Source organism: Thermodesulfobacteriota bacterium, from assembly GCA_035559815.1.
In the GTDB taxonomy this organism is placed as follows: domain Bacteria; phylum Desulfobacterota_D; class UBA1144; order Nemesobacterales; family CSP1-2; genus DATMAT01.
In genome coordinates this window covers 73,553-96,808 of record DATMAT010000023.1, presented here as the reverse complement: position 1 = coordinate 96,808, position 23,256 = coordinate 73,553, and the positions used below count along the sequence as shown (strand labels likewise).

Below are 23,256 nucleotides of genomic sequence, written 5' to 3'. Positions count from 1 at the left end.
CCCTCCTAGCTATCCGACGATGTGGTTCTCACAACTTCTTCGACGGTTGTTACACCCTGTTTGAGCTTATTTATAGCGCTGTGCCTGAGTGTCTTCATTCCCTGTCTTATCGCTTCGCGCTTGAGCTCCAATGCCGACGCTCCGCTCAGGATAAACTCCTTTAACTCCTCGGTGAGTAACATAACCTCATATACGGCCACCCTTCCCTTGTACCCCGTACCCAGGCAGGTTTTACAGCCGTCACCTCTTCCTTTGTATATTATATAGTCGGACACCTCTTTTGGTGACACTCCTAGGTCGATTAACACTTGAGGAGAGACTTCTACTTCTTCTCTACAATCAGGACAAATCTTCCTCATAAGTCTCTGGGCCACTATAGAGTTCAACGATGCGGTTACTAGGAAAGGCTCTACACCCATGTTAAGAAGACGGGTAACTGTGGAAGGAGCGTCGTTCGTATGAAGGGTAGAGAGCACAAGGTGACCAGTGAGAGCGGCCTTGATTGCAATTTCTGCAGTCTCATAGTCTCGGATTTCTCCAACCAGTATTATGTCCGGGTCTTGTCTTAAAAATGACCTTAGCGCTGCCGCAAAAGTAAGCCCGATTTCCTCATGAATCTGCACCTGGTTCACGCCGGGCAGACTGTACTCAACCGGGTCTTCGGCAGTGGATATATTGACATCCTGACGATTCAGTTCCATTAAACTGGAATATAGTGTGGTAGTTTTTCCACTTCCGGTAGGGCCGGTTATCAAGACCATTCCGTAGGGCTTGTAAATAGAATCTCTAAATCCTCTCAGTTGGTCCTCTTCGAAACCAAGCTTAGTCAGGTCAAGTTGCAGAGACTCCTTATCCAGAAGTCTCATTACCACCTTTTCTCCGAATAGAGTAGGGATCACAGAAACGCGGTATTCCATGTTTCTTCCGTGACCAACCTGGATTTTTATACGGCCGTCTTGAGGGAGTCTCCTCTCGGCGATGTCCAGGTTAGCCATAATCTTGACTCTCGAAGAAACCGCATTTTTAAGTTTTGAGGGTGGCCGCATGGTGTCATACAGTACACCATCGATTCGGTATCTAACTCTATAATCCTTCTCATACGGTTCGATATGAATGTCGCTTGCCCCTCGTCTCATGGCATCTAGCAGTATGTGATTAACAAGCTTTATAACCGGAGCTTCTTCCGAGGCCCTTTCCAGCTCTCCAACATTTATCTCTTCTTCCCCGATGACATCCAGAGCATAATCTTCCAATTCGCCAAAAAGCTTGTCCACCGCACCCATGCTCTGTTCTGCCTTTACTTTTTCCTCCCAGTCCCTTTGAGAACCATAGTACTTTTCGATTGCATTTTGAATGGCTCTCTCTGATGTAACTACCACTTCGATGTTTTTACCCGTAGCAAATTTAAGGTCGTCAATGGCAAATATATTAGAGGGGTCAGACATAGCTACAACCAGGGTAGACCCAGAACGGTTAATTGGGATAAGTTTATGTTTAATAGCCGATTCCCTGGGAACTACCTTCAGGATTTCGGGCATTACTTCAAACTGGTCAAGGTCGATAGCCGGGACGCCGTATTGCTTGCTCAAGTAGGCAACCAGTTGATTTTCATCTATATAACCTAAGTTAAGAAGGGTCTCTCCTAACCTCTTTCCCGAATGTTTTTGCTCCTCGATAGCATTCTTAAGTTGATCAAGGCTGATAACGTCTTCTTTGATTAAGATATCCCCTATACGGTTACTTATGTTCTGTTCCTTCATATTTCCCCACCTTTAGATTTTTTGCTATGAAAATCAACGCCAGCGGTTCTCCGTGAGAACTATGTTGTTTACTTGCCGAATCAGTATTTGCCAACCGCAAAGACCTTAGGAATGAAGGAAGTATTTCCGAGGGGGAACCATACTCAGTTGGGCAACCCTGCTGCCCTATTGCTTGAATACCATGACTACATTTTCCGACAAGCAACTTAGGCCAGTAGCTTTGCGGTCCTACTTTTTCAAGTAGTTTGCCATTTTCCATAAAGTTTTGTCCACCTCTTTATACCTCCATTTTTTCTTAAAGTCAACTAAGATTTTAACCCACGAATTTTGCAATATATATGCCAGAAGACAAATTCAATTCAGAAATGTATAATTCATTGACAACACACGAAATTCCTGACCAAAAAGCAATACCCCAATAATAAAGAACTGCACCGTCGTGACGTTTTATCGTTAAAGATTACAAATTTTGTCGTCTTTGCTCACCTTAGGTTTATGGATTTAAACAATTATTTTCCTTAGAATCTTTTTTACCGAGCGAAAATTCCAGAATTTTGGAGCCGAACCGAACATCATGTAATATCTTTTGACAATGCCCAAAGAAAGAGTGGTTAGCGTTATTGGTGGAGGCCTAGCTGGTTCTGAAGCAGCTTTTCAAGTGGCACGCTTTGGACTCAGGGCCAGGGTCTTTGAGATGAGACCAAAAAACTCTACCCCGGCCCACAAGACTGGAGACTTGGCCGAACTGGTTTGCAGTAACTCTCTTAAATCCGATGCGCTCGATAATGCTAGTGGAATTCTAAAAGAGGAAATGCGGATATTGGGCTCCATTGTGATTGAAGCTGCAGACCAAACTAGGTTACCAGCTGGAAAAGCTCTAGCAGTCGACCGGAAGAATTTTTCCAGCTATATGACTAAAAAGATTGAAGAACATCCTTTAATCGAAGTAGTCAGAGAGGAGGTAAAAGAAATCCCTGAATCAAAAGACGGCCCCGTCATAATTGCAACTGGACCGTTGACTTCAGAATCACTCTCAGAGGAGATTAGAAAGAAGACTGGCTCCTCTCATCTCTATTTTTATGATGCCATCTCCCCAATCCTTGACGCTGATAGCATAGATTACTCCGTTGCTTTTCGGGCTTCGAGATACGGTAGGGGACAAGAAGAAGAGGGTGATTACCTAAACTGTCCACTGACTAAGGATGAGTATTACAGGTTTATAGAAGAACTTCTCAACGCAGAGAAGGTGGAAACGCACTATTTCGAGCAAGCTCACTATTTCGAGGCATGCCTCCCCATAGAGGTAATGGCAGAGAGAGGAAAAGATACCCTTCGTTTCGGTCCGATGAGACCTATGGGCATAACTGACCCTCGCACCGGGAAAACACCTTTTGCAGTGGTCCAGCTAAGGATGGAAAATAAAAACGGAACTATGTACAACATGGTCGGATTCCAAACGAAGCTCAAGTACCCGGAACAACGGAGGATTCTCCGGATGATACCCGGTCTAGAAAAGGCAGAATTCATGAGATATGGTAGCATACACAGAAACACATACATAAATTCGCCCAAGCTTCTTCATCCTACCCTTCAACTTAAGGGAAAAGAACTTATTTTCTTTGCCGGACAGATTGTTGGGGTTGAAGGCTACGTAGAATCTGCAGCGATGGGGGTACTGGCAGGAATAAATGCGGCCCGGGTTTCAATGGAGGCAAACCCAATAATCCCGCCCCCTCAGACCGCGATCGGAGCGCTGATAAGATACATCACAGACGAGAATATAAGGGAATTCCAGCCTATGAATATAAATTTTGGGCTATTTCCTTCAATCAACGATGTGCCGAAGTCTAAGAAAAAGCAGTTCATTGCAGAAAGGGCATTGGCTTTAATTGCAGATTTTAAAGCCTTGCTTCCTGAATAAGCTATACTAAGAAATTGTAAGGCGTAACACGAAAAAGACGACAAAACGATATTTAACCACTACATATGGGTCAAAAATTTGATTTCCTAGAAATAATGGTATTATTCTATATCCCAATAACACAAAAATAGGTATGACCTTTCAGGAATTAATCCTTGCACTGCAGAGCTTCTGGTCAAAGCAAGGCTGTATAATCGTTCAACCATACGATATAGAAAAGGGTGCAGGGACCTTTCACCCGGCAACTTTTCTCAGGTGTTTGGGTCCGGAACCCTGGCGAACCGCTTATGTAGAGCCTTCGAGAAGGCCTACAGATGGCAGGTACGGGGAAAATCCTAATAGACTCCAGCACTACTATCAATTCCAGGTGATAATAAAGCCCTCCCCAATAAACATACAGGAGTTATACCTGAATAGCCTCAAGACGTTCGGAATAGACCCGCTTAGGCACGATATAAGGTTTGTAGAGGACGACTGGGAGTCTCCTACTCTCGGAGCCTGGGGATTGGGCTGGGAAGTTTGGCTCGACGGGATGGAAATAACCCAGTTTACATATTTTCAACAGGCCGGAGGGTTCGATTTAAAACCGGTATCTGCCGAAATCACCTACGGTACGGAGAGAATCGCCATGTATCTTCAGGGTGTGGAAAGCGTGTTTGACCTAGAATGGACAAATGGCGTGACCTACGGCGAGATTCACCATCAAGATGAAGTGGAATTCTCCAGATACAATTTTGAAGAATCAAACCCGGAGATGTTGAGAGACCTATTCGAGAAATTCAGAGTGGAATGCGAAAAGCTTATCGATAACAAGCTTCCCCTTCCCGCTTATGACTATTGTCTAAAGTGTTCACATACCTTTAATCTCCTGGATGCACGCGGTGCGATTGGGGTAGCCGAGCGGGCAAGTTACATAGGAAAGGTAAGAAATTTGGCTAAGCTGTGCGCCGAAGCCTACCTGAGAGAACGAGAGGAAATGGGATTCCCTCTTCTTAAAAACAGCCCATGGAAAAAGAGCTAATACTGGAAATAGGCACGGAAGAAATCCCGGCAGGATTTTTAGAAGAGGCAATAAAGAACCTGGGGCTTATTGCCCAGAGGGAATTTGAGGAAAACTCTTTATCTTACGAAAGCATAAACACCTTTGGTACACCCCGAAGACTCACATTAAATGTCAAAGGACTTTCCAACAAACAGGAAGATAGAATAGTGGAGACCCTGGGTCCCCCCAGTAGAATAGCGTTTGATGAGAATGGTGCGCCAACCAAGGCGGCGCTTGGATTCGCCAAAGCCCAGGGTGTAGATGTAAAAGACCTGGTAATGGTAGAGGGTGAAAGAGGGGAAGTGCTAGCGGTAAGGAGGAAAATCACCGGAGAAAAGACGGATAAGGTTTTAAAGCACCTTCTCCCCCGGATAATACTCTCTATACCGTTCCGGAAATCCATGAGGTGGGGAGATGAAGACGTAACATTTGCTAGGCCCATACGATGGATTCTCGCAATTTACGAGGGCAAGACAATCCAATTTAAACTTGGTGGTATAAAAAGCGGTTCTAAAACACGGGGACACCGTTTTATATCACCCAAACCTTTTTCAGTATCAAGCTGGGAAGAATATGCGAGCAGCCTGGAAAAGGGATACGTGATTTTGGACCAGGCTAAAAGAAAACAAATCATAAAAATTGAAATCCAGGAAATGGCAAAAGAAATCGAGGGAATTCCACTCGAAGATGAAGAATTATTAGAAACGGTAACCCATCTAGTTGAATATCCGGTGGTGTTAAAAGGGAACTTTGACCAAGAGTTTCTCGAACTCCCCAAGGAAGTTCTGATAAGCGTGATGAAGAACCATCAAAAATATTTCCCCGTATTTTCGAATTCCCAAAATGGAGGACTACTACTTCCTCATTTTATCTTTGTCTCCGGGACCCCAGTAGAAAACCCGGAGATAGTTATCAAGGGAAATGAAAGAGTTATTAAAGCCAGATTCAGAGATGCTCAGTTTTTTTACAGGGAAGACACCAAGACACACCTTTCCGAAAAACTGACCAAGCTAAGGAGCATGGTCTTTCTCTCCGACCTCGGCACCTACTTTGACAAAACTGAGAGAATGGAGAGCTTGGTCGGGTTTATTGGCCTTGGACTTGGCTTGCAGAATTCAGCCAAAGACCTCCGACGAGCCGCAACGCTCTCAAAGGCCGACCTTGCCACTCAGATGGTTTTCGAGTTCCCCGAGCTTCAGGGAACCATGGGGAAATACTACGCATTAATTTCGGGGGAGAAAGATGAGATTGCCATAGCACTAGAAGAACAGTATATGCCCACATCGCGCGAGGCTAAGTTACCTGAAACCGAATTTGGAGCCATACTTAGCATAGCCGATAAAATCGATAATATTTGTGCTTGCTTTATCTCAGGGCTTACACCGACCGGTACATCGGACCCCTACGCTCTTAGAAGGCAGGCAATAGGAATCATAAATATCATACTCAATAGGAAATTTCATTTAGATATAAAAGAAGTTTTCAATTATGGCTTGAATCGGATTTGGTGGCAACTTCACGAGGCTAAACCGGATTTCCCCGCTCCATCAGAAGACCCATCTTCATCCCCGCTGCTAGACGAAATAATGGACTTCGTCGTGGAAAGACTCAGAAACCTAATGGTGTCTGACGGGTTTCCACAAGATGTTGTCGACGCAGTGATTTCTGCAAATTGCGACGATTTGGTGGAGACCAAAAGGAAAATCGAAGCTCTGACCGAGTTCCGGCAAGCTCCTGATTTTGAGCCACTTGCAATCGCATTTAAACGTGTGGTAAATATAGTTAAGGCACAGCCTAGAGGTACGGTTGATACAGGATTATTGATTGAGCCAGCGGAACGGCAGCTTTACCAAGATTATTCAAATGTTAGGGAAGAAGTCGAAAAAAGTATATCGGAGAAGAACTACCGGATGGCGCTTTCCCTGATGAAAAACCTCAAAGAGCCTATCGACAACTACTTTGAGCAAGTACTGGTTATGGACAAAGATGAAAAAATAAGACAAAACCGTCTCTCCACGCTCTGGGAAATTAGAGATTTATTCTTCATAGTGGCTGACTTCTCCAAAATTGTCACCTAACAGTTAAGGAGGAAAACTCGGGTTATGGCTAAGGTTATACGAAGGGAAAATAGTAAAGCTGTGACTAAAAAGGGAATATCCAGGAAGTACGTCTATTTCTTCGGTAGTGGAAAAGCAGACGGCAAAGGTAACATGAAAGACGTGCTTGGTGGGAAAGGGGCAGGACTCGCCGAGATGACCAGAATCGGTATTCCCGTTCCTCCGGGTTTTACAATCTCGACCGAGGTTTGCCGAATTTTTTACGAGAATAAAAAGCAAATTCCCGGTCATATCAATAAATCAATCGCTGAAAATCTGAGAAAGCTCGAGAAAATAACTGGAAAAAAATTCGGGGATACAGGTGACCCGCTTTTAGTCTCGGTACGTTCCGGAGCCAGGTTCTCCATGCCCGGGATGATGGACACCATACTAAACCTGGGGCTTAACGATACGAGCGTGCAAGGACTCGCCGATAAAACCGGAAACCCAAGATTCGCCTGGGATGCTTACAGAAGATTCATTCAAATGTTTAGCGACGTCGTTTTAAAGGTCGAGAAAGAGGATTTTGAAAAGATCTTATACAAGACCAAAAAAGAGCGCGGAGCTAAACAGGATATCGACCTGGGAGTGGAAGCCCTTAAAGAGGTAGTAGCCAAGTACAAACAACTGGTCAAAGAAAAAACGAAAAGGGATTTCCCGCAAGATCCCCGGGCCCAGCTTGACATGGCCATAAACGCCGTTTTTCTCTCTTGGAATAATCCAAGGGCGATTTTTTATAGAAAGCAGTACGGCATTTCCCACGACCTGGGTACAGCAGTAAACGTACAAGCTATGGTATTCGGTAATAAAGGCGAGAATTCCGGAACTGGGGTCGGTTTTACCAGAGACCCGGCGACTGGGGAAAAGACTCTATACGCAGAATATCTAATGAATGCTCAGGGCGAGGACGTTGTTGCCGGGATCAGAACGCCCAAACAAATAGACTCGCTAGAACGTGAAATGCCCAAGACATACAAAGAGCTGGCCCGAACCGCTAAGATGCTGGAGAAGCACTTTAGAGATATGCAGGACTTTGAGTTCACTATCGAAGACGGAAAACTCTACCTGCTCCAGACCAGGTCCGGAAAAAGAACGGGCATTGCATCTGGAAAGATAGCTTACGACATGGTAAGGGAGAAACTGATTACGAGAGAAGAAGCTCTCCTCCGGGTAGAACCGGAACACCTGGAGCAGTTTCTATTCCCCATATTCGACCCCAACCAGAAGAAGAACTATAGACATATAGCAAAGGGACTCGCCGCCTCTCCCGGTGCGGCTGCCGGGCGTGTAGCCATGGATGCGGAGAAGGCAGTGGAGATGAACAGAAACGGTGACCGGGTCATCCTGGTGAGGAAAGAAACCAGTCCCGACGACATTCACGGCATGGCTGTTTCCCAGGGTGTGCTTACGGCAAGAGGAGGACGCACCAGCCATGCGGCCGTAGTGGGCAGGCAGATGGGCAAGGTCTGCATAGTAGGAGCAGAGGAAATAATCGTGAATGAAGAGGATAGAAGTTTTCACGTCGACGACATTGTGGTTAAGGAAGGAGATTATATATCCATAGACGGGTTCGAAGGGCAAGTGTACGCCGGCGATATACCGGTAATCCCCTCCGAGGTTATTCAAGTTATTCAGGGAACTATCAAGCCAGAGCATTCTGAGAAGTATGTCATTTTCTCTACTATTCTTGGCTGGGCCGATAAAGCCAAAAAACTGGGCATCAGGACAAATGCCGACATACCCAGTGATGCCAAGGTAGCCTTAAAATTTGGCGCCCAGGGAATCGGTCTTTGCCGTACCGAGCACATGTTCTTTGCAGAGGATCGAATCCCTCTCATGCAGGGAATGATACTGGCTAAGACAAGCAAAGAAAGAGAAGAGTTTTTAGAAAAGCTCCTTCCCATGCAGAAAGAGGACTTCAAGGGGCTTTTCCGAGAGATGAATGGATACCCCGTAACCATAAGGCTTCTCGACCCTCCGCTCCATGAGTTCCTCCCCAGGCGTGAGGACCTAATGGTAGAAATAAGAGAGCTGGAACTCACCAACGGAGATGCAAATCTCGTGGAAGAAAAAAGGAGGCTCCTGGCCAGGGTAGAGGAGCTACACGAATTTAACCCCATGCTTGGACTCCGAGGTTGTAGACTGGGCATTCTCATGCCGGAGATCAGCCGTATGCAGACGTGCGCCATCATGGAGGCCGCATGTGAGGTCGCCGACGAGGGAATAAAAGTAATACCGGAGGTCATGGTTCCTCTCGTCGGGATGCTTACCGAAATTAAAGCCCAGAAGGACATAATCGTCGATGTGGCAGAGGAGGTTATGAAGAGGTACAAAAAGAAGATTAAATACTATGTCGGAACCATGATTGAGGTTCCCAGAGCCACCGTAACGGCAGACGAGATAGCCACCGAAGCGGAATTCTTCTCCTTTGGAACCAATGACCTTACCCAAACCACCTTTGCCTTTTCCCGGGACGATGCGGGTAAATTCATAAAGGTCTATCTAGAAACGAAAACCACCCTGAATGGGAAACAGGTAGAGATTCTAGATAAAGATCCTTTCTCCACCATAGACTTAAAAGGAGTCGGAGAGTTTATCCGGATCGCCATAGAGAGGGGGAAAAAAACCAGACATAATCTCAAGGTTGGTATCTGCGGGGAACATGGGGGCGATCCCGCCTCTATAGAATTCTGCCAAAGTGTAGGTATGGACTACGTGAGTTGCTCGCCCTACCGCGTCCCGATCGCCAGGCTTTCCGCGGCAAGAGCAGCCCTAAAGCGGAAGCCCTGATTGACTTTTAACCCTCTCTTCGAGCCCTGAGCTAATAATGAACAAGCTAGGGCATTCGTATTTATGAAAAAGGCGAAACCGCCGCAATCAGACTTCTTCTTTACGGCCAGTGAAATGGCCTAACTTATTGGAAATATAAAGTGATATAGGTCCTAGAATAATAGCTATTATGAGCAACATAAGCAGGTAATAAGCAACTTCTATTTCTGTAGGGCTCACACTAGTTCCATAATATCTCAACACAATGACCAGTAGGCAAATAGCCGAAATCAAAAAAACGAAAGCGGATGCCATAAAGAGGTAAGAGAAAAAGTTGGCAATGGAACTTCTCATGTTTTACCTCGGTTTTTTGATTAATTCTAGCACAAAAAGTTAAAACTGGTTATTTTAGAAAAGACAAAAGCAATACTAGCAAGGGATGCAGAAATATAGGGGGATTAAAACTCCATGATTTCTTTCTCTTTTCTTTCCAGAATCTCATTTACCTTTTTAATATAGTTATCCGTAGTTTCTTGGATCTTGTTGAGGCTTCTTTTTACTTCGTCTTCCGGGACTTTCTTCTCCTTTTCCAATTCTTTAATTAGATTATTAGTGTCTTTCCTTATCTGTCTTATAGTTATCCTATACTCTTCGGCTACCTTACCCACGTATTTTACCAACTCTCTTCTTCTCTCTTCGGTGAGCACCGGTATGATTATTCTTATCACTTTTCCGTCGTTGGACGGATTTATACCCAGGTCAGATTGCCTGATCGCCTTTTCGATATTGGGTATCGCACTGATGTCCCAAGGTTGAATTACTATAGTCCTAGATTCCGGGACAGAAACGGTGGCCATTTGACTTACAGGTGTTTGCGTCCCATAGTAATCAACTTTTATATGATCGACAAGCGCGGTAGAGGCTCTACCCGTTCTCACCTTAGCTAGTTCCGACTCGAGTACGCTTATGGACTTAGCCATCCTTTTTTTTGCATCTTCCAGAATATCATTAATGCTTTTGTCCTCGCTCATCTCCTCACCCACTCCTTACTATAGTCCCTATTTCCTCTCCCATTATAATCCTCTTTATGTTCCCATGCTCGAAGAGGTTGAAGACCACAATGGGAATATTTCCCTGCATGCAAAGAGAGATGGCTGTCGCATCCATGATTTTTAATTCTTTCCTCAAAACCTCCATAAAACTGAGTTCCTCGAATTTGATGGCATCCTTATGCTTAACCGGGTCTCTGTCATACACTCCATCCACCTTCGTTGCTTTGAGGATCACATCAGCCCCAATCTCAAGCGCTCGAAGCGTGGCTGCCGTGTCAGTCGTGAAAAATGGATTTCCGGTACCGGCAGCAAGTATAACTACCCTACCCTTCTCTAGATGTCTTATCGCTCTTCTCCTTATATACGGCTCTGCCACCTGCTTGATTTCCAGAGCAGTCTGAACCCTGGTCATTATCCCCTTCCTTTCTATTGAATCCTGAAGGGCTAGAGCATTAATGACTGTAGCTAGCATTCCCATATAATCCGCAGTAGCCCTATCCATACCGGTTGCCGCACCAGCAACTCCCCGAAAGATATTGCCACCGCCAATCACTACCGCAGTTTCAATCCCCAGGGCATGTATCTCCACTATCTCCTCAGAAATAGTTTCCAGTATTTCAAGACCTATCCCGTAATTTTCTGGGCCTTGGAGCGCCTCTCCACTCAGCTTAAGAAGAACCCTTTTATATTTAGGTTTTGGCAATGGGTCTACCGAATTCATTGTTAATCAATCGGCTCCCCCAGTTGATATCTGGTAAATCGTCTTATCACGATATTCTCCCCTATCTTTGCCACGAGAGAGTTTAAAAGATCTAGGACCTTTATCTTAGGGTCCCTGATGTAGGTTTGTTCCAACAGACAAATTTCTTCATAGAACTTCTCGATCTTCCCCTGAACAATCTTATCCGCAACGTTTGCTGGCTTCCCCGATTCTATTACCTGAGCTTTCATTACTTCCTTTTCCTTTTGGATTACTGACTCGGGTACATCCTCCCTCTTGATAAAGCTGGGATTTGCTGCAGCGATTTGCATGGCAATCTCTTTGGTGAATGCCTGGAACTCCTCATTTCTTGCCACAAAATCAGTTTCACAGTTTACCTCAACCATTACACCGATTTTTCCTCCGGGGTGTATATAAGAGGTTATTATTCCTTCCGGTGTCTCTCTTCCCACCTTTTTTGCCGCTTTGGTGAGGCCCTTTATCCTCAGAATTTCCACAGCTTTCTCGTAATCACCGCCCGTTTCCTCAAGAGCTTTCTTACAATCAAGAAATGGAGCGCCCGTTCTATCCCTTATCTCTTTTACCATTTGTGCTTTTACATCTGCCATTATTCAGATTCCTCCTCGAAAGTCTCCTGGTAGTCGGCTTCTGATGGGCCCTCGGATACCGCCACCGATGTTGACTCCTTGTCCTTCTCATCCTCCCCGTATTCCTTGAACACGAATACCTTTCTCTCCACGATCAATGGAGCCTGTTCCGCCTCTGGCTTAGCTATCTCTCCGGCCAACACCCTCTGTTCATATATATGTTTCCCTTCTATACAGGCGTCAGCAATGCGTGAAGCAAATAACTTAATCGCCCTTATAGCATCATCATTACTGGGTATTATAAAATCGGCATTGGACGGGTCGCAATTAGTGTCTATCACCGCTATGATCGGAATCCCCAGTTTTCTGGCTTCCCTGACGGCTATATATTCTTTTTTGGCATCGACGATGAACATTGCCTCCGGGTATCTTCTCATATTGACTATCCCATTCAACAGATACTCCAATTTTTGAATCTGCCTCTTTAGCCCCTTGGCTTCGTTTTTCGGCAGAAGGTCCATCTGCCCCTCCTCCTCCAATTTCTTCAGTTCGAGGAGATAGTCAACCCTCCCTCTTATCGTATTGAAATTGGTGAGTGTACCACCCAACCATCTGGTATTGACGAAGGGCATCCCGCATCTGATTGCTTCTTCGGCAATGATCCCTTGAGCTTGCTTTTTTGTCCCCACGAATAAAACTTCCCCGCCATCGGCAACAATGTCCCTAGCGAAGTTATAAGCCTTCTTAAAAAAGGTCACAGTCTGTTGAAGGTCTATTATATGGATTCCATTCCTGCTCCCGAATATGTATGGTTTCATTCTGGGATTCCAGTGACTTACCTGATGCCCAAAGTGAACGCCCGCTTCGAGCAGTTGTTTCATGCTTATAACTTCACTAACTTGAGTTTCTTCCGCCATCAATCCCTCCTGGCTCTTATTAAAATTCGGTTAAACTAGATTTAGATAACATAAAAAAAACCGCATTTCAAGTTACCATACCCGGCAATCTCATGCCTGTACTCTTTCAATCATTACAAAAATCCCGCTCGTTCTCGCTTAAATCAAGCCCGGAAAAAGAAAAATCTAGAATGTAATTTATCTGGTTTCTTTCTTAGAGATTTAACAACTTTATTTAGTAAAAACAACCCTGTAAAAATATAAAGAGGGAAGATCGACGGCTGTCGATCTTCCCTCAGAGAGAAAGGGTCGTGGAGGATGAGGAATCCTTGATACTATTCATAATGAAATCAAATTACTGACGCCAAGTCAAGGTTGATTTTTGGGACGAAAAAAAGCTAATTCTTCAGGAATTTCTACTACTTTGGTATTAAGCATTTAATAAAACCTTAGTTAGACATTGCTATCTACCTCAAATCGATCAGGCCTTTCATATGGGTCAAGTTCTCTTATTTGTAAGCAATGCCAGCACTTAAAGTGCTTGGCAAAATCGGTTACTTCCCAGATACTATCGCATATCGACTGCCTCAAGTTCTTGTTCTCTACCTGGGATACATTGAACAGCTTTCCGCACCGGGTGCAGTATAGCACTATTTCCTCTTCCATCTCTATCTCCTCAGATTTTTAATAAAGGCAATAAAAATATAAGAAAATAAGAAAAAAGCAAGTTCTAAAACCACTTAGACAATTGAACTATCACAATCTTCACTTTCGCCCTCTTATTGTAAAAATTAGTTGGAATTGGTGATCGACAAATGATATAATAGAAGCAGGGAATCAGCGGAGAGGGGGTGAAGTAAAATGATAGATAATAACGATATTGATACCAGATTATGGGATCATTATCTTACTTTTGTCGATTACGACAAATCCTTCGAGAAGGGTACTTCAGAAGAAATGGATGAGGACCTCCAAGAGAATGAAATCCTGCTAACCAGAAGCATAGTTACCAGGAAGCATCCCCACAGCAACTGAGATTCGAGTACAGAGCACAAGTAATCTTCAAAAGCAAACGTATTGCTATTTGCTTTTTTATTGAATAAAAGAAGGGAGGGCAGGTTTTTAATTTTTATCCTCCAGCCAAAACGTTTAAACTCCGACTCTCCGGGTAACACCCAATAAGTAAAGCTACCCACATAAACAAAGAATAAATATTGGATTTTAAGCTTGGCTCAAATGGTGCTTTCCTTGAAGCCTCATAGGGGCTGGTGTAGAATTATCTTTACCCGGATGTAGCCGTAATCCCTTATTTGAGTAAAATGCTAAAGTTCTGGTTACGGAGGGCTGGCAGAACGGCTAATGCACCGGTCTTGAAAACCGGCGTCCGAAAGGACTTGGGGGTTCGAATCCCTCGCCCTCCGCCAGCTTTTAAAATAGGTCTATTTTCTAAGCTTCTACCTTTAAGCCGCGAATGAACGTGAATAAAACGATACAGGATACATGATGCACGATGCATGACTATTTTGCATCTTGTATCCTTACTATATTGATTTATGTTTGTTTACTCTCGTGGCTAATCATTTCAACAAATGAAAGGCAAACTTTATATCGTATCTACCCCTATAGGCAACCTTGAGGATATAACATTCCGAGCGCTGAGGATTTTAAGGGAAGTGGACATTATCGCTTGCGAGGATACTAGGGTTACAAAAAAGCTCATTTTCCATCATCAAATACTGAAGCCGCTGACCAGCTATCACGAGCATAACGAGATAGAAAAGGCAGAGGAACTTGTAGCGCTCTTAGAATCCGGGAAAAACGTCGCTTTGGTCTCAGACGCCGGAACGCCGGGGGTTTCAGACCCGGGATATAGACTGGTAAAGCTCGCCTCGGAAAAGGGCATCGAGGTAATTCCGGTGCCCGGCCCATCGGCAGCAATAGCCGCGCTTAGCGTGTCTGGGCTTCCCACATCAAGCTTTGCCTTTTTCGGATTTCTTCCTAAATCTAGCAAAAAAAGAAGGGAATTCCTGGAAGAGATCCGGGAACACACGGAGACACTCATATTCTATGAATCTCCTAATAGAATCCTAGAAACTCTAAAGGGTATCCTCGAAGTTCTAGGAGACAGACAGGTCTCCGTAAGCCGGGAGCTTACCAAGATGTTTGAGGAATCGGTGAAGGGAAGTATTAGTAAGGTGGTCAAGATACTAGAGGAAAGGAATAAATTAAAAGGGGAATTTACGATTGTGGTAGAGGGTAGAAGCGATGAAGAAAAAGAAGCCTCTTCCGACATTATAAAAGATCAGCTTAAAACCTGTAAAGATAAAGGATTCACCTTAAAGGATTCTGTCAAAGAAGTCTCACAAAAATGTAAGGTTTCTAAAAGCAAGGTTTACAAGGAAGCGCTTAAGGTTTGGGGGAAAGTTTGAGTAAGGGCAAATCTTTGGTATTTGCCCTTCAATGGGCAATCACAAGGGTTGCCCCTACTCTTTCTTTTTTTTCTTCTCTTTCTCCATCTCTGGGCCGATTCTTACTTCTCTCTCAATCTTTTGCTTCTTTTCAATCGCCTCGCCCTGGATCTGGGCCTTGCAGGAATCGCAAATCGAGACCTCCGAAGGTTTTCCACAAATCATGCAAACTCTCTTTTTCTCTGACATGCTTCCTCCCAATAAACACTTAGCCACGAATTCACCCCATGAGATAGTTTTATACCATCTCATGGGGTAAACACTAATTTACACGAATAAAACGACGCATCATACATGACGCACGATTCATGAAGTTGTTACTTGCATCTTGTATCCTGCATCATCCATCCAGCTTTAAATCGGGGGTCTTTTTTCCTTCCAATTCGTATGAAGCTCATAATTATAGGCTACTCTAAGAATTGTTTCTTCATCAAATGGCTTTCCCAGAATCTGAAGGCCTATTGGCAATCCGCCGGAAGTAAACCCGCAAGGAATGGAGATACCGGGAAGACCAGCCAGATTGCACGGTATTGTGAAAATGTCTGAAAGATACATCTTAAGCGGGTCATCTGATTTCTCACCGATTTTGAAAGCGGCTTCTGGCGACGTCGGGGTCACAATCACATCTACCCTCTTAAAAGCCTCCTCAAAATCCCTCCTGATCAACGTTCTCACCCTCTGAGCTTTTAGATAATACGCATCATAATATCCCGAAGAAAGGGCATAGGTCCCGATCATTATCCTCCTTTTAACCTCGTTGCCAAAACCCCGAGCCCTAGTTCTGACGTACATATCCATGAGAGACCGGGCATCGGAGACCCGAAAGCCGTACTTCACCCCGTCATACCGGGCCAAATTTGAGCTGGCCTCAGAGGGAGCAAGTATGTAATAAGCAGAGACGGCATATCGGGTGTGAGGAAGAGAAATTTCCTCCACTTTCGCGCCCAAATCCTCGATGAGAGCAATTGCCTTTCGCACCTCTTTCTCTATCTCGGCATCAATCCCCTCTATAAAATACTCCTTGGGAACGCCGACCTTAACACCCTTGATATCATCCCTTATATGCGTAGTGTAATCAGGGACCGGAATATTAACAGAAGTTGAATCTCTAGAATCTTTTCCCGATATCACGTTCAGGATAAGAGCAGCATCCTCTACGGTCTTAGTCAAGGGGCCAGCCTGGTCTAGGGAAGAGGCAAATGCGATCATCCCAAACCTGCTTACTCTTCCGTAGGTAGGCTTGATTCCAACGATCCCGCAGAGTGCCGCCGGCTGTCTTATGGAACCGCCGGTATCGGTTCCGATAGATGCGAAACAAAGAGAGGAAGAAACCGCCGCGGCAGAACCGCCGCTTGAACCACCGGGAACCCGCTCTAGGTCCCAGGGATTTCTGGTGGGCCCGAAATAGGAGTTTTCCGTTGATGAGCCCATAGCAAACTCATCCATGTTGTTTTTTCCTAGAATTACCGCCCCCGCTTCTTTAAGTTTCTGAGTGACCGTGGCATCATAAGGAGAGATGAAGTTCTCCAGAATTTTAGAGCCGCACGTTGTTTTTACTCCTTTCATGCAAAAGATGTCCTTGAGTCCAATCGGAACTCCATGGAGCGGTCCTTTATATTTACCCGAGGAAATGAGATCCTCTGCTTCCTTCGCCGAACTTATGGCCTCATCCTTGAGTGTGGTTATATAGGAATTTACCCTAATATCAACCTCTTCTATTCTTTTTATGACCGCTTCGGCCAGCTCGACCGGGGATACCTCTTTTTTCTGGATCAAGTCTGAAATTTCCCTGATCGTATGAAACGGTAAATCCATTTATGTCTCCTTTTTTGCATCTCGATGCGAGATACTTGTTTCAACTTGGTTATCAAGAATCAAACTAGGAAAATAAAGTCAATCTTCGATAACCTTAGGCACCGAGAAAAAATCATCCTCTCTATGGGGGGCGTTCTCCAGAGCCTCGTCCGGGCTCAGCCACGGCTTTACCTCATCCTCCCTAACCGGCGTCGAGATATCGAGGACATGAAAAGTAGGCTCTACATGAGAGGTATCGAGTTCATTCAGCTCGTCTATATGCTCTAATATATTTCCTAGCTGCTCGGTAAATTTCTCAAGCTCCTCTTCTTTAAACTCCAACCTGGCAAGCTCGGCTACACGGCGCACAGCGTCTCTTGAAATTTTCATTGTCCCAATCCTCTATTATTAAAAAGAATTCGATGAAAGAAGATAACCGAATTCTCGAAAGTTATCCATCCGGAAACAGGCTTCCGACGCTACTAATTCTGAAAGCCGATCTTCATCCTTGAATCCCTGAGCACTTCTTCAACAAAATCTACAACCTGAGATTCTATGCGGGTCCCGGATAGCCGGTTTATTTCCTGAACCCCGGTCGGACTGGTGGTATTAACCTCGGTAAGATATCCACCTATGACATCTATCCCCACGAAATAAAGCCCGTCTGCCCGAAGCCTTGGCGCTAATTCCCGGCAGATATATAAATCCCTGTCCTCAAGGTCGGTCTTAGCCGGGCTGCCCCCGGAATGGAAATTACACCTGAATTCTCCGCCGGGCTTGGCCACCCTGAGCACGGCACCCAGCGGCTCTCCGTTCAAGAGAATTATTCTTTTATCCCCCTCCGATACCCTGTCGATAAACTTCTGAGCGAGGACATAACGGCTTCCACCTTGAGTTATCGTTTCCAATATAACGTTGGCATTTCTATCACCCTCTTTGACGTAGAATATCCCCTCCCCCCCGCAGCCATCCAGGGGTTTCACCACCATTTCTCCGCCTATTTCCGCAAGGAATTTTTTAAGCCTGTCCATATCCTTAGTTACCATGGTCAGGGGAATCAGTTGAGGAAAATTCAAGGTATATAGCTTTTCATTCGACTCCCGGATCCCCTTGGGATTGTTTATAACCAGGGTTTTTGTAGAGTCTATTAAACCGAGAATATAAGTTGAATATATGTAGTCCAAATTGAATGGAGGGTCTTTCCGCATCCATACAACATCGAAACCTTCGAGTGGAAGAGTGTCCGTCTTGCCAAAGGAGTAATAGTCGTGAGCCCTCTTTAAACTAATTTCTGAAACACTTGCCCAGGCCTTACCATTTTGTACAAATAAATCTTTAAGTTCAGTATACCAAACCTCATGTCCTCTTAACTGCGACTCGAGCATAAGCACAAAGGTAGTGTCTTTGTCTGTATTAATCGTCTGGATTGGGTCCATGATGAAAGCCATCTTAAGCTTCATGGTTCTAAATCTATCCAAAACAGTCGCTTAGTTCAAGGAAAATACAAAATGGCCATAATCCAATCATGAATCCTTGGCCAAATATTATTAGGGATAGCTGATTAACCGGGTTTCCGAAGGATTCTTTAACCCGCTCACCCCGAGCCGTTGGGTAGTAAACCCAAAACTTACCTGGCCCTTCTCTCTCCGTGTATGGTCACAATCAGTTTTCGCGACCCGCCATAGTTACGATGCTCGCAGAGATAGATTCCCTGCCATGTCCCCATTTTAAACCTTCCTCTGAAGACAGGCACGGTAATAGAGCTTCCCAGTAGTGACGACTTAATGTGTGCGGGCATATCATCGGGTCCTTCAAGCCTGTGCTCATAATAAGGTGCGTTTTCCGGGACCATTTTGTTAAAATGGCTTTCAAAGTCTAAACGCACATCCGGGGATGCATTCTCGTTTATGGTCAGTGAAGCAGAGGTATGGCAAATGAAGATGTGGGCTATTCCCACGGTAAACTCGGAAATTTCCGGTATTTGTCTTGTGATTTCGCTGGTTATGAGATGAAACCCGCGTGGTTTCGGGGATATATTAATTTCTCTTTGAAGCCAATTCATTACTTAGGTATCAACTTGCCTTATAACATAATTAAGGAAATCCTCATTCTTAACTTCTCTCAGTAACGACTGCGGAATCGTCCTGTTTTTGAAGTTTACCAAAGAGGGCTAGGCTTGCAAATTGGTTCAACACAGATCCTGCTCTAAAAGCAGTGCGGTCAGTCTTCAAGGCTAGAATTATGGTTTATATTTGGACTACTATTTCCGTACCATATATACTTATCCAACTATGACAAACTTAAAACCGACCCCACAAGAAATAGCTGAAGAGAACAAGAAGATACGAATGCTGAGGTTAATGGTCGACCTTACTATGTCTCTCATCTCTCAGGGAAAGATGACCAGGGAAGAAGCTATGGAACATTTTATGAAAGTAAAGGACTTTGCCTTGAGACTTTTTCCCGGTAAGGAAGTAGCCTTTGAAATAATTTATGCACCCAGGTTCAAAAGAATCATAAATGAAATCTATAAACTCCACTGAAAGGAAAATACCAAATTACCTGGATTACAAAACCCCTCCCTCTCGTCAAGAAGCCGAGGCCATACAGAGGGAGCTTCAAAAAAGGGTAATCACTCATAATCAGTTTAAAGAGATAAGAACGATAGCCGGTATAGACTTAGCCCCCTTGTCCGGTGCGGAAAAGCTGGTGTGTGGAATTATAGTCTTCTCTTATCCCGGGCTTGAAGAGGTCGAGCGTGTTTCCGCGGTAGCAAAAGAACAGTTTCCCTATATCCCTGGACTCCTGGCCTTCCGGGAAGGACCGGCAATAATTGAGGCCTTTAAAAATCTAAGAAGTAAACCGGACCTGCTCATGATCGACGGTCAGGGCATAGCCCATCCGCGAGGACTGGGGATTGCCAGCCATGTCGGGATCCTATTGGATATACCGACCATCGGAGTGGCCAAAGAAAAGCTCTATGGAAGGTATAAAGAACCGGGTGAGACCCAAGGGGTATGGACTCCGTTGATATCGAGTGACGGGAGCAACATCGGTGCCGTGCTAAGAACTAAAAAGGGGACAAAGCCGGTCTTCGTTTCCATTGGGAATAAAATAGATTTGAGAACCGCAGTAAGGATTACACTAGCCTGTACCAGGGGTTATAGAATTCCCGAACCCACTAGACAGGCAGACATCTTTGTTGCCCTGCTAAAAAGTACTTACAAATGATGTAAGCCGGGTTCCATTGTCATTATCATTACTAAAACAACCGAAAAACTGAATTAAGGGTTATTATTTAAACATAGAGTATAGACAATTACCTAGATGCCATGGTTTATTTTATTTGCCAGATAACTGAACAGGTAAGTTAATGGCATAAACACTGATACCCATGCCCGAGAGATTTTCGTGGATCATAGAAGGGAGGCTTGCCGGAATGGAAAGACCGGGTTTATTCCGCAAGCTTGAGGAGGATTTGGAATTTCTCAAGAAAAATAAGATTGAGGTGATAATAAATCTTGAAGAAGATTACTGGGAATATAGTGGATTTGAGGTAAAGCACATCCCTATAAGTGATTTCAAAGCCCCCCGGCTTCAGGACTTCGACCAATTTGTAGAATTCGTCGATTCAAAGATCCGGGAAGGTAAAGGCATAGCTGTACATTGCTATGCCGGCATGGGCAGGACGAACCTCATGATTGCCAGTTACTTAATTCATTACCTCGGCACGGACCCGGATAAAGCACTGGAACTGGTAAGAGAAAGAAGACCTACCTACATGGTAAATCAGGAACAGGTAGAATCCTTGAGAGAATATTTCTACACGCTAACCCAAGAAGACCAGCGAATTTAACAATATACGATACAAACCACGCCTGAATCTTATCTAGTATCCCTGGTCGTTTTCTGGTAGATTAGTTTCTAACCCGTCATTTTCCGGAGGAGATATGGGTGGTGGTTACTCAGGAGAAATACTGCAACAGTTAAACTACGGTAAAGGGAAAATACTATACGGTGATACTCCTCTGGTAATATTAAAGGCCTTTCTTCAATCGGGTGTCAGCTACCTAGGTGGTTATCCTGGTTCTCCCACCGCTGGCCTAATCGATGTCATATCCGATGCCTACGATTCCATACTAAAAGACAAAGGAGTCTACTTCGATTGCTCCGGAAATGAAGCAGCGGCGGCGGCACTTCTCTCCGCTTCCATCAGCTACCCGATCCGTGGAGCAGTTAATTGGAAGATAGTAGGAACCAATGTGGCGTCGGATGCTTTATCCCATATCTGCTCATCTGGAGTCACCGGCGGGGCCATGGTAGTGGTGGGTGAGGATTACGGCTGTGACAGCACATTAGTCGCCGAGAGGGCGTTTCCCTTCGCTCTCAAATCTACTATGGGGGTAATCGACCCAAGAGGAGACCTACAACACCTAGCAAATATGGTAGAAGCGGGCTTCGAGCTTTCTGAATACTCGAACATGCCGGTTATGTTCCTTTTATCTACCAGAATTGCACATATACGGAGCAAGATAACCTGTAAAGATAACGCGGAGCCAAAAATAAGCATGAACAATCCCTTGAGGAATTTAATTACTGACATAGAAAAAATCCCTATTCCTCCATTTACGCTTGAACAATCCAGAAAAAAGTTTGAGGAAAGGATACCCGCGGCAAGAAAATTTATCTTGGAAAGAAAACTAAACGAAACCATAAATGGAGATGACCGCAACCTGGGAATAATAACCCACGGGATGATATTTAACTCTCTGATGAGATGCCTATATATACTGGGTGAAGCCAACATCTACGGTGAAAGCGGAATTCCCATTCTTAACCTCAATGTAACACATCCACTTGTTCCAGAAGAAATAGCAAACTTTCTCCAAGGGAAAAAGGCCGTCCTGATTGTAGAAGAGGGAATGCCTAATCTAATCGAAGAAGCGATAAGGGCAATTGCTCAGAGAGCAAAGTTTGATGGGGAAATTTTTGGCAAAGACGTTCTTCCTCCCGCCGGAGAATACACTCCAGATAGTATAATAAAGGGCATCGGCAGTTTCCTCCTTAAAAACACCTCTCCCGGTTATGAAAAAGAAAAAATACGAGAGAAGAGCGAATACATAGAAAAGCACAAAGAAAAGGCGGCGAACCTTCTGAAGGAACCAGTCATAAAGAGAAATCCGGTATTTTGTACCGGCTGCCCGGAAAGACCTATTTTTACGGCGATTAAAATATTGGAAGAGGACTACGGTAAATCTTACTACGCATCCGATATCGGCTGCTATTCCATGAGCGGGCTTCCGCCGTTTGACCTCAGCAACTCGATTACCGGAATGGGAATCGGGCTGGCATCGGCAGGGGCCCTTTCCAGGATGGCAAACAAGAGAGTAATCTCGTTCATGGGCGACGGCACTTTCTGGCACAGCGGGCTTACCACCAGCATTTCAAATGCGGTTTACAACAACCAGAACGCCATACTGATAATATTGGAGAACTTCTGGACGTCCATGACCGGTCATCACGAGAACCCCGCTTCCGGAAAAAACATGAGGCAAGAAGGGGTCATGATGGACATCGAAAAGGCACTCAGAGGAGCGGGAGTCAGATGGATTAAAAGGGTTAATCCGTACGACCTCGGGGAATCGATGGATGCGCTTCGCGAAGCCTATGCAATCGACAAAGGGCTAAGGGTAATAATCTCCCGTGGGGAGTGCCAACTGGAAAAAGGTAGAAAAGAAAAAGTAATAGTGAAAAAAAGATTGGAGTCGGGAAGACGAGTGGTACAGGCAAGGCTGGGTGTGGACCCGGAGGTATGCACCGGGGACCATTCTTGTATGAGATATAACGGCTGTCCCTCTCTCACTTTGAAAGAAAGCCCCACTATTCTCAGAGACGACCCCATCGCTCACATCGAACAATCCTGCGTCGGTTGCGGTTTGTGTGGAGAAATTGCCCATGCCGCCGTGCTATGTCCTTCATTCTACAATGTGAAGATAATAAACAATCCTTCCCTTTTTGACAGGATAGGAGCCAAGATAAACCGATTCTTCCTTCATCTAATCACCGGAAATGGTTGGTCAACTTAATTTTTGACTCCGAGATGTAAACTCCGAGTAATTAATCGCTAATCTGCATTGGCATATCTTTTTG

The 23,256-nt window shown here is 44.7% G+C and carries 21 protein-coding genes, 1 tRNA gene and 1 riboswitch; of the genes, 11 read left to right on the top strand and 11 right to left on the bottom strand.

Translation table 11 applies throughout. The features are described 5' to 3' along the window. Positions 1 to 5 precede the first annotated feature (5 nt). Positions 6 to 1,760, bottom strand: a complete 1,755-nt coding sequence (pilB, locus tag VNN20_06025; protein ID HWP91736.1) for a type IV-A pilus assembly ATPase PilB — start codon at positions 1,758 to 1,760, stop codon at positions 6 to 8. Positions 1,761 to 1,907: 147 nt separating this feature from the next. Continuing rightward, a riboswitch (cyclic di-GMP riboswitch) is annotated at positions 1,908 to 2,020 on the bottom strand. A gap of 332 nt (positions 2,021 to 2,352) precedes the next feature. Between pilB and trmFO the strand changes: the two genes are divergently transcribed. The 4 genes from trmFO (at position 2,353) to ppdK (ending at position 9,609) form a co-directional block, all read left to right on the top strand. Next, positions 2,353 to 3,681: a methylenetetrahydrofolate--tRNA-(uracil(54)-C(5))-methyltransferase (FADH(2)-oxidizing) TrmFO gene (gene trmFO, locus VNN20_06020; GenBank protein ID HWP91735.1), complete on the top strand. Its 1,329-nt coding sequence runs from the start codon at positions 2,353 to 2,355 to the stop codon at positions 3,679 to 3,681. 133 nt (positions 3,682 to 3,814) lie between these two features. Continuing rightward, on the top strand, positions 3,815 to 4,702 hold the full coding sequence (gene glyQ, locus VNN20_06015) for a glycine--tRNA ligase subunit alpha (GenBank protein HWP91734.1): 888 nt from the start codon (positions 3,815 to 3,817) through the stop codon (positions 4,700 to 4,702). After that, a complete protein-coding gene (glyS, locus tag VNN20_06010; protein HWP91733.1) occupies positions 4,687 to 6,801 on the top strand; it encodes a glycine--tRNA ligase subunit beta in 2,115 nt (704 codons plus the stop codon). Before glyQ ends, glyS begins: the two co-directional genes overlap by 16 nt. Positions 6,802 to 6,825: 24 nt before the next feature. Continuing rightward, the gene (gene ppdK, locus VNN20_06005) at positions 6,826 to 9,609 is read left to right on the top strand and encodes a pyruvate, phosphate dikinase (protein HWP91732.1); all 2,784 of its coding nucleotides are present in this window, start codon (positions 6,826 to 6,828) and stop codon (positions 9,607 to 9,609) included. 437 nt (positions 9,610 to 10,046) lie between these two features. Here ppdK and frr read toward each other — a convergent pair whose 3' ends face one another. The 5 genes from frr to VNN20_05980 form a co-directional block, all read right to left on the bottom strand. Beyond that, positions 10,047 to 10,601: a ribosome recycling factor gene (frr, locus tag VNN20_06000; protein HWP91731.1), complete on the bottom strand. Its 555-nt coding sequence runs from the start codon at positions 10,599 to 10,601 to the stop codon at positions 10,047 to 10,049. A gap of 22 nt (positions 10,602 to 10,623) precedes the next feature. Further along, positions 10,624 to 11,361: a UMP kinase gene (pyrH, locus tag VNN20_05995; protein HWP91730.1), complete on the bottom strand. Its 738-nt coding sequence runs from the start codon at positions 11,359 to 11,361 to the stop codon at positions 10,624 to 10,626. A gap of 2 nt (positions 11,362 to 11,363) precedes the next feature. Further along, positions 11,364 to 11,969 carry a translation elongation factor Ts gene (tsf, locus tag VNN20_05990; protein HWP91729.1) on the bottom strand — a complete coding sequence of 202 codons (606 nt, stop codon included), beginning with the start codon at positions 11,967 to 11,969 and terminating at the stop codon, positions 11,364 to 11,366. Beyond that, complete coding sequence (rpsB, locus tag VNN20_05985) at positions 11,969 to 12,865, bottom strand: 30S ribosomal protein S2 (protein ID HWP91728.1); 897 nt, start codon at positions 12,863 to 12,865, stop codon at positions 11,969 to 11,971. Before rpsB ends, tsf begins: the two co-directional genes overlap by 1 nt. 432 nt (positions 12,866 to 13,297) lie before the next feature. Next, complete coding sequence (locus tag VNN20_05980) at positions 13,298 to 13,510, bottom strand: hypothetical protein (protein ID HWP91727.1); 213 nt, start codon at positions 13,508 to 13,510, stop codon at positions 13,298 to 13,300. A 195-nt stretch (positions 13,511 to 13,705) separates the two neighbouring features. Between VNN20_05980 and VNN20_05975 the strand changes: the two genes are divergently transcribed. The 3 genes from VNN20_05975 to rsmI all read left to right on the top strand — a co-directional run bounded on the left by VNN20_05975 (position 13,706) and on the right by rsmI (position 15,273). Beyond that, positions 13,706 to 13,879 carry a hypothetical protein gene (locus VNN20_05975; protein HWP91726.1) on the top strand — a complete coding sequence of 58 codons (174 nt, stop codon included), beginning with the start codon at positions 13,706 to 13,708 and terminating at the stop codon, positions 13,877 to 13,879. A gap of 303 nt (positions 13,880 to 14,182) precedes the next feature. Next, positions 14,183 to 14,268: transfer RNA gene (locus tag VNN20_05970), tRNA-Ser, on the top strand. 165 nt (positions 14,269 to 14,433) lie between these two features. Beyond that, positions 14,434 to 15,273: a 16S rRNA (cytidine(1402)-2'-O)-methyltransferase gene (gene rsmI, locus VNN20_05965; protein ID HWP91725.1), complete on the top strand. Its 840-nt coding sequence runs from the start codon at positions 14,434 to 14,436 to the stop codon at positions 15,271 to 15,273. Between the two features lie 54 nt (positions 15,274 to 15,327). On the opposite strand, the gene VNN20_05960 is transcribed toward rsmI, so the two are convergent. From VNN20_05960 to VNN20_05940, 5 genes are all read right to left on the bottom strand, one after another. After that, the gene (locus VNN20_05960; protein HWP91724.1) at positions 15,328 to 15,501 is read right to left on the bottom strand and encodes a hypothetical protein; all 174 of its coding nucleotides are present in this window, start codon (positions 15,499 to 15,501) and stop codon (positions 15,328 to 15,330) included. A gap of 165 nt (positions 15,502 to 15,666) precedes the next feature. Next, positions 15,667 to 17,127: an Asp-tRNA(Asn)/Glu-tRNA(Gln) amidotransferase subunit GatA gene (gene gatA / locus VNN20_05955; protein ID HWP91723.1), complete on the bottom strand. Its 1,461-nt coding sequence runs from the start codon at positions 17,125 to 17,127 to the stop codon at positions 15,667 to 15,669. A 78-nt stretch (positions 17,128 to 17,205) separates the two neighbouring features. Next, entirely contained in the window at positions 17,206 to 17,496 is a 291-nt protein-coding gene (gatC, locus tag VNN20_05950) for an Asp-tRNA(Asn)/Glu-tRNA(Gln) amidotransferase subunit GatC (protein HWP91722.1), read from the bottom strand. Positions 17,497 to 17,588: 92 nt separating this feature from the next. Next, a complete protein-coding gene (gshB, locus tag VNN20_05945; protein HWP91721.1) occupies positions 17,589 to 18,566 on the bottom strand; it encodes a glutathione synthase in 978 nt (325 codons plus the stop codon). Between the two features lie 167 nt (positions 18,567 to 18,733). After that, on the bottom strand, positions 18,734 to 19,168 hold the full coding sequence (locus tag VNN20_05940) for a secondary thiamine-phosphate synthase enzyme YjbQ (protein HWP91720.1): 435 nt from the start codon (positions 19,166 to 19,168) through the stop codon (positions 18,734 to 18,736). Positions 19,169 to 19,454: 286 nt separating this feature from the next. Here VNN20_05940 and VNN20_05935 point away from each other — a divergent pair, with 286 nt between their 5' ends. From VNN20_05935 to VNN20_05920, 4 genes are all read left to right on the top strand, one after another. Continuing rightward, positions 19,455 to 19,649: a hypothetical protein gene (locus VNN20_05935; GenBank protein ID HWP91719.1), complete on the top strand. Its 195-nt coding sequence runs from the start codon at positions 19,455 to 19,457 to the stop codon at positions 19,647 to 19,649. Beyond that, positions 19,627 to 20,337, top strand: coding sequence for a deoxyribonuclease V (gene nfi, locus VNN20_05930; GenBank protein ID HWP91718.1), 711 nt, complete (start codon positions 19,627 to 19,629; stop codon positions 20,335 to 20,337). Before VNN20_05935 ends, nfi begins: the two co-directional genes overlap by 23 nt. A 208-nt stretch (positions 20,338 to 20,545) precedes the next feature. Beyond that, a complete protein-coding gene (locus VNN20_05925) occupies positions 20,546 to 20,962 on the top strand; it encodes a dual specificity protein phosphatase family protein (protein HWP91717.1) in 417 nt (138 codons plus the stop codon). 94 nt (positions 20,963 to 21,056) lie between these two features. Then, a complete protein-coding gene (locus tag VNN20_05920; protein HWP91716.1) occupies positions 21,057 to 23,192 on the top strand; it encodes an indolepyruvate ferredoxin oxidoreductase subunit alpha in 2,136 nt (711 codons plus the stop codon). Positions 23,193 to 23,256 lie beyond the last annotated feature (64 nt).